The organism is Mesorhizobium sp. M7A.F.Ca.US.014.04.1.1, from assembly GCF_003998745.1.
Lineage (GTDB): Bacteria > Pseudomonadota > Alphaproteobacteria > Rhizobiales > Rhizobiaceae > Mesorhizobium > Mesorhizobium ciceri.
Genome location: NZ_RZRW01000103.1, coordinates 1 through 6,259 on the forward strand (window position 1 = coordinate 1; position 6,259 = coordinate 6,259).

Annotated in this window: 5 protein-coding genes and 1 pseudogene; 1 reads left to right on the forward strand and 5 read right to left on the reverse strand. The window is 63.3% G+C overall.

Features of this window, described 5'->3' with window-relative positions; translation table 11 throughout:
* The 3 genes from EOA22_RS09795 to EOA22_RS09805 form a co-directional block, all read right to left on the reverse strand.
* On the reverse strand, positions 1-1,188 hold a 1,188-nt coding region (locus EOA22_RS09795), incomplete at its 3' end, for a HAMP domain-containing protein (protein ID WP_127389945.1).
* 7 nt (positions 1,189-1,195) lie between these two features.
* Complete coding sequence (locus EOA22_RS09800; protein WP_023812818.1) at positions 1,196-1,870, reverse strand: response regulator transcription factor; 675 nt, start codon at positions 1,868-1,870, stop codon at positions 1,196-1,198.
* A 350-nt stretch (positions 1,871-2,220) separates the two neighbouring features.
* Positions 2,221-3,774 (reverse strand): Do family serine endopeptidase, encoded by a 1,554-nt coding sequence (locus tag EOA22_RS09805; RefSeq protein ID WP_013532632.1) that lies wholly within the window; start codon positions 3,772-3,774, stop codon positions 2,221-2,223.
* 206 nt (positions 3,775-3,980) lie between these two features.
* On the opposite strand from EOA22_RS09805, the pseudogene EOA22_RS09810 reads away from it, so the two are divergent.
* A pseudogene (locus EOA22_RS09810) lies at positions 3,981-4,199 on the forward strand (type II toxin-antitoxin system RelE/ParE family toxin); the annotation flags it as partial.
* Here EOA22_RS09810 and EOA22_RS09815 read toward each other — a convergent pair.
* Positions 4,196-4,660, reverse strand: coding sequence for a cytochrome c-type biogenesis protein (locus EOA22_RS09815; protein WP_013532633.1), 465 nt, complete (start codon positions 4,658-4,660; stop codon positions 4,196-4,198). The pseudogene EOA22_RS09810 and the gene EOA22_RS09815 overlap by 4 nt on opposite strands.
* Positions 4,657-6,259: heme lyase CcmF/NrfE family subunit (locus EOA22_RS09820; protein WP_245478615.1), on the reverse strand; the 1,603-nt coding region annotated here is incomplete at its 5' end. The genes EOA22_RS09820 and EOA22_RS09815, both read right to left, overlap by 4 nt.

Sequence of the window (6,259 nt, forward strand, 5' to 3'; positions counted from 1 at the left end):
ATATTTGATGGCGTTGTCGACGATGTTCGACAGCGCCTGACCGATCAGTTCGCGGTTGCCGTTGACGGACACCGCCTCGTGCGCGTCTGCTTCCAGCGACACGCCCGCCTCTTCCGCCACCGGCTCATAGAGCTCGACGACATCGCGTACGGCTTCCGCAAGATCGACGCGGTTCGTATTTTCAGACGAGTAGCCAGCCTCCAGCCGGGAGATCATCAGGATGGCGTTGAAGGTTTTTATCAACTGGTCCGACTCGGCGATGGTGCCTTCCAGCGCCTGCCGGTAGTCGGTGGGCTTTTGCTTGCCCGAAAGCGTCGCTTCGGCCCGGTTGCGCAGCCGGGTCAGCGGCGTCTTCAGATCATGCGCGATGTTGTCGGAAACCTGCTTCAAGCCTTCGTTCAGCGTGGCGATCCTGGCCAGCATGGCATTGAGATTTTCGGAGAGCCGGTCGAACTCGTCGCCAACCCCCGTCACCGGCAGCCTGCCCGACAGATCGCCGCCCATGATGCGACGGCTGGCTTCCGACACGCTGTCGATGCGCTTCAGCGCAGCGCGGCCGACAAAAAACCAGATCAGCAATCCGCCCAGCCCCATCATGCCGAGCGCCAGCATCAGCGCACGGCGGATGACGGCACGAAACCGTTCCGGCTCGCCAAGGTCGCGGCCGACCAGCATGATCATCTGGTTCGGCAGCCGCAGCACCAGCGCAATGGCGTTGTGGCCTTTTTCGCCCTGCGCCTGCGCATCGTTCTGCTCGGATTGGGTGGTGGTACCCTGCTCGGCGGGAAGGTTGCGCAGGCGCTCGAGCTCTCCCTCGCCAAAGCGCTGATAAGAGAACGGACTGCTGGTCCAGCCTTCGGTTTCGAGAACGCCAGGTTCGAGGCTCTGCACGTTGCCGGTCAGGATCTGGCCGTTGGCGTCGGCGATCAGGTAAAGGTTTGCGCCGGGCTGGCGCGAGCGCGCTTCGACCACGCGGACCAGTACCGGCAGGCCACCGCGCTGATAGGCGCGGGCAAGGCCGAGCACTTCGTCATTGATGGTCTCCTGCGTCTGCGCGGTCAGCATTCGCGCCGACAGCGAGGTCATGTAGAAGACGAGCGCCACCGCGCAGAGCGCGAAGAGCAGGAAGTAGAGCGCCGAAAGCCGCGCTGCCGTCGTCTTCATGATGGCGGGCACGGAAAGAGCCATGCCGCAGCTAACCACTCTTCAGCATATAGCCGGCGCCGCGAACCGTATGCAGGATGGGCTTGTCGAAGCCCTTCTCTATCTTGCCGCGCAGCCGGGAGACATGGACGTCGATGACATTGGTCTGCGGATCGAAATGGTAGTCCCAGACATTTTCCAGCAGCATGGTGCGCGTCACCACCTGGCCGGCATGCCGCATCAGATATTCGAGCAAGCGGAACTCACGCGGCTGCAGCGTTATCTCGCGTGACGCACGGCGGACCGAATGCGACAGCCTGTCGAGTTCGAGATCGCCGACGCGGTAGACGGTTTCCGCTTCCTTGGCACTGGCGCGCCGGTTCAGCACCTCGACGCGGGCGAGAAGCTCGGAGAAGGCATAGGGCTTTGTCAGGTAATCGTCGCCGCCGGCGCGCAAACCCGTGACCCGGTCATCGACCTCGCCGAGCGCCGACAGGATCAGCACCGGCGTCGTGTTGCCCCTGGACCTGAGACCGGCAATGACCGACAGGCCGTCGCGACGCGGCATCATCCGGTCGATCACCATCACGTCGTAGTCGCCGGCGTCGGCGAGCGCAAAGCCGGTTTCGCCGTCACCGGCGACATGCGCGGTGTGACCGGCCTCGGCAAAGGCTTTCTGCAAGTAATCCGCAGCCTCGCGATCGTCTTCTATGACGAGAATCTTCATAGGGCTGTTATACGCGATTTCGCCGGAAGGTTGAGTGGCAGACATCTGCATTGTGGCCTTTGCCAAAGCGCATCGCGACCGAGATCGCTCGAAGCAGTGCGCGATAAAGCTGCTCGCTGCCGATGTCGTTGGCATCGGATCGTTGAAGCGCTTTTGAAATTGTGCGGCAGCGGGCGATGGGAAGCCCGCTGCCGCCGGGGGAAGGCGCGATGACTGACTAACGCGCGCTCCTCCATGCTTTCCCGTACGGCGGCTCGGGGGTGTTGAACCGGCGCACTGGAAAAGTCCAACTTGCCGCCGGAACGCCCTCACCCGTCTCGGAAGGCCGAGAGAACGCTCCGGAGCCGACCTCAGCCCTTGGCGACGGGCAGCGCGACGAAACGATTGGTGTCGTCGCGGGTGATCTGCATCAGCACTGCCTTGCGGCCGGATTTGACCGCTTCGGTCATCGCCTTGGTGACGTCGTCGGTGCCGTTCACTTCGGTCGAATTGACCGATGTGATGACGTCGCCCGGCTGGATGCCGCGATCGGCAGCATCGCTGTCGGGATCGACGTCGGTCACCACCAGCCCCTTGCCGTTTTCGGACTTGGTGACGGTCAGGCCGAGATCGGCCAGCGTGTCGGGCTTTGCCGGAGCGGCAGGCTGCGACTGGTCGACAGAGGCCTGCTTGTCGCTCGAGGGCAGTTTGCCGAGATCGACCTTGACCGTCTGGCTCTTGCCGTCGCGCCACACGGTGACGTCAACCGATTTGCCAGGCGAGTAGGCGCCGATCAGCCGTGCCAGTTCCTTCGGCGAAGCGACGTCCTTGCCGTTGACCTGGGTGATCACGTCACCGGCCGTGATGCCCGCCTTCTTGCCGGGACCATCGTCCTGGGCACTGGAAACCAGTGCGCCGTTGTTGGACTTCAGACCAAGCGACTCAGCGATGTCGGAGGTGACCGGCTGGATTTCGACACCGAGCCAGCCGCGCTGAACGGAACCGCTCTTCATCAGGTCCTGAACGACCTGCTTGGCGGTCGAAGCGGGAATGTCGAAGGCGATGCCGACGCTGCCGCCGGACGGCGAGAAGATCGCGGTGTTGATGCCGACGACCTGGCCGTTGAGGTTGAAGGTCGGGCCGCCAGAATTGCCGCGGTTGACCGATGCGTCGATCTGGATGAAGTCGTCATAAGGGCCAGCGCCGATGTCGCGGCCGCGGGCGGAGACGATGCCGGCGGTGACGGTGCCACCAAGGCCGAACGGATTGCCGACGGCCACCACCCAGTCGCCGACGCGAACCTTGGAGTCATCGGCGAAGTCGACATAGGTAAACTTGCCGACGCCATCGACCTTGAGCACGGCGAGATCGGTGCGCGGGTCGGTGCCGATCAGCTTGGCGTCGAGTTCCTTGCCGTCATTCATCACCACGGTGAAGGCCGAGCCTTCCGAAACGACGTGGTTGTTGGTGACGAGATAGCCGTCATCCGAGATGAAGAAGCCGGAACCTTGTGCAACCGGCCGCGGCTGGTCGTTGTTGCGGTCGCGATGGCTGAAGCGCCTGTTGCCGCCACCCTGGCCGTCCTGATCACCAAATCCACGGAATTCCTTGAAGAAGCGGCGCAGTTGCGGATTGTTGGGCAGGTTGTTCATGCCATCCTGATCGTCGGACGGGTCCGAGCCGTCATCGGCGGCCGGGCTGATCTTGGCCTTGACCTTGACGCTGACAACAGCGGGAGAAACCCGCTCGACGACATCGGCGAAGCCCGGTACCTGCGGCGCCTCGACGCGCACGGCATCGGCCAGAACAGGGCTGGTTCCGCTGGTCAGCGCACCGACGCCGATCGCACCGGCCACGGCTACAGACGCGACGGCAGCCATGAGACGCTTGCGGGTGACGGAATATGAACGGGGGGCAATATTCATGGATCTCGTATCCTCTTTCCAAATGGACGCTGCTGATGGGCATCCTCAAGCAAGAGAATTAGAGTGGCGCACATTACAGCGCCATTTCCGACACATGAAACTTTGGTAATGTTTTGGGGTCGGGAGACGCACAAACCCGTTGGCCGCGATGCCCTATGCGCTATCTTGTACACAACTCAGCACAAGGCTTTCATAAATGACAGCAAGCACGCCTGGCGGATCGTATTCGTGAAATGGGCCGAGGCCTTGGTGATATGGCGACGGGCCGGCCAGGCCGGGTAACAGGCACATATGAGACGTTCATCGGCCGCCCGCCGTACATCATTGCTTATGAGTTGCGCCCGATCGCTGGCCGTCAGTGCGTCGTTATCCTGCGCGTCATTCACACGTCGCGGGACTGGCCCTCGGAGGAATGGCCGAGCTAATTGCCTAGTATCTTGTCCAGCGCCGCCTGTTCCTCAGTGGTCAGCGCATTGGTTGCCGTCGAGCGACGCGACCGCGCGGTCAGCACGATGAAAACGCCTCCCACCAGCAACAGCAGGACAGGCGTGCCCCACAGCAATGCATTGCGCAGGTCGAAACGCGGCTTGAGCAGCACGAACTCGCCATAGCGCGAAACCACGTAGTCCATGACCTGCTGGTCAGTGTCGCCGGCGACGAGGCGCTGACGCACGAGGACGCGCAGGTCGCGGGCAAGGTCGGCATCGGATTCGTCGATCGACTGGTTCTGGCAGACCATGCAGCGCAAGCCTTCCGAAAGCGCCCGAGCCCGCGCCTCAAGTGCAGGATCAGGCAGCATCTCGTCAGGCTTCACCGCCAAGGCCGTGCCGGCAAAAAACAGCGCCAGCAGCAGGATAATGGAGGTCAGCGAAAGCCGTGCGTTCATGGCAGGGTCGCGGATGGCACCACGCTCGCCTGCTTGCGCCGTCGCGACGGCGCGCCGACGCGCAGGCGCCGGTCCATCAGCGACATCGCCGCGCCCGCCATCATCATCAGGCCACCGCCCCAGATCAACGTCACCAGCGGCTTCCACCACAAACGCACGACGACCGAACCGTCTTTGCCCTCGTCGCCGAGCGAGATGTAGAGCTGCGAGAAACCGATCGTCCTGATGCCGGATTCCGTCGTCGTCATCTGCCGCACCGGATAAAACCGCTTGGCGGAGCTGATTTCGCCAACAGGGCTGCCGCTGACGCCGATCAGCTCGAAGCGGCCGCGATCCTCGCTGTAATTCGGTCCCTGGGCCGGATAAAGCCCGACGAAACGCAGCGTATGGCCGGACAGTTCGACGGTCTCGCCGGCATGCATCGACAGGATCTTCTCGGTGCCGAAGCAAAGTGTGCCGACGATGCCGAGCGTGGTCAGGCCGAGGCCGAGGTGAGCGAAGGCTGTGCCGAAGACCGAGCGCGGCAAGCCGAGCAAGCGCCGGACCATGATCCCCGTTGCGACGGTCCGAAAGCCGGATTTGACGGCGAGATCGGTGAGCGCGCCAAGGATCAGCCAGACGGCAAGGCCTACGCCCAGGGCTGCGAACACCGAGCCGCCGTCGATGAACAGAGCGGTGACCAGCGTCGCCAGCAGTGCCGCAGCAAAGGCCACCATCAGGCGCTGCGCGACGGCGAAGACATCGCCGCGCTTCCAGGCCAGCAACGGCCCGAACGGAACCACGAGCAGCAGCGGCACCATCAGCGGCCCGAAGGTGAGATTGAAGAACGGCGCGCCGACCGAGATCTTGTCGGCTGAAAAGGCTTCGACAGCGAGCGGATAGAGTGTGCCGACAAGCACGGTCGCCGTCGCCGTGGTCAGGAACAGATTGTTGAGGACGAGTGCCCCTTCTCGGGAAATCGGGTGGAACAGGCCGCCGGTCGTCAACCGGGAAGCGCGCAGCGCAAACAGCGCCAGCGAGCCGCCGATAAACAACGTCAGGATGCACAGGATAAACACGCCCCGGGTCGGATCGGTTGCAAAGGCATGCACCGAGGTCAGCACGCCCGAACGCACGAGGAAGGTGCCGAGCAGCGACAGCGAAAAGGTCAGGATGGCGAGCAGCAGCGTCCAGATCTTCAGCGCCGAGCGCTTTTCCATGACAATGGCCGAATGGAGCAGCGCGGTGCCCGCCAGCCACGGCATGAAAGACGCGTTCTCGACTGGATCCCAGAACCAGAAACCGCCCCAGCCAAGTTCATAATAGGCCCAGTACGATCCCATGGCGATGCCGCCGGTCAGGAACATCCAGGCGACCAGCGTCCACGGCCGCACCCAGCGCGCCCAGGACGCGTCGATGCGGCCTTCGATGAGAGCGGCGACCGAGAAGGAAAAACAGATCGAGAAGCCGACATAGCCGAGATAGAGGAACGGCGGGTGGATGGCGAGGCCGAGATCCTGCAGGATCGGGTTGAGATCGCGGCCTTCGATCGGCGCCGGGTTGAGCCGGATGAACGGATTGGACGTCGCCAGGATGACCAGGAAGAAGGCGGCGCCGATG

Bases quoted from the DNA above. Each gene is read 5' to 3' on its own strand.
- EOA22_RS09800 (WP_023812818.1), bottom strand. From the start codon at position 1,870: ATGAAGATTCTCGTCATAGAAGACGATCGCGAGGCTGCGGATTACTTG.
- EOA22_RS09805 (WP_013532632.1), bottom strand. From the start codon at position 3,774: ATGAATATTGCCCCCCGTTCATATTCCGTCACCCGCAAGCGTCTCATG.
- EOA22_RS09815 (WP_013532633.1), bottom strand. From the start codon at position 4,660: ATGAACGCACGGCTTTCGCTGACCTCCATTATCCTGCTGCTGGCGCTG.